The organism is Aeromonas sp. 130281 (assembly GCF_056642115.1).
Genome location: NZ_JBWVQS010000030.1, coordinates 1 through 418, shown reverse-complemented (window position 1 = coordinate 418; position 418 = coordinate 1). Strand labels below are relative to the sequence as shown.

General features: G+C 64.1%; 1 protein-coding gene. It reads right to left on the bottom strand.

Translation table 11 applies throughout. From position 1 onward, the window contains the following. A partial coding sequence (locus tag AC1IN8_RS21090; RefSeq protein WP_479760506.1) for a hypothetical protein occupies positions 1-418 on the bottom strand: 418 nt, incomplete at both ends.

Sequence of the window (418 nt, the reverse complement as noted above, 5' to 3'; positions counted from 1 at the left end):
GGCACTGTTGTTGTGCCCGGTGGCACTCCAGCCCACGAACGCGGCTGGCGTATCGGCACCGGAGGCGTCGTTGCTCAGCACGTTGCCGCCAAGGCTCCCTGCCAGGTCTTCGGTGACGGTGCCGCCGTTTTCATCGTTCGCCGTCGGGGTGTCATCCACGATGCGCACTATCAGCTGGTCGCTGGCCGTCGTACCGCCCACCCCGTTCACCGTGATGGTCACGCTGTCATCAAACTCCGTCAGCGTGGCTCCCGACTTGCTGTCGTTGTCGATGGTCGCGCTCAGGGTGTAGCTGTAGTTCACCGTGCCGCCACTGGCATTCCCGCTGTAGCTCAGCAGGGTCAGGATTCCCTCGCCGGTGTTGACACTCTGGCTGCCGTTGAAGGCCTGCAGTTGCGCCAGGGTATAGCTCGTGCCC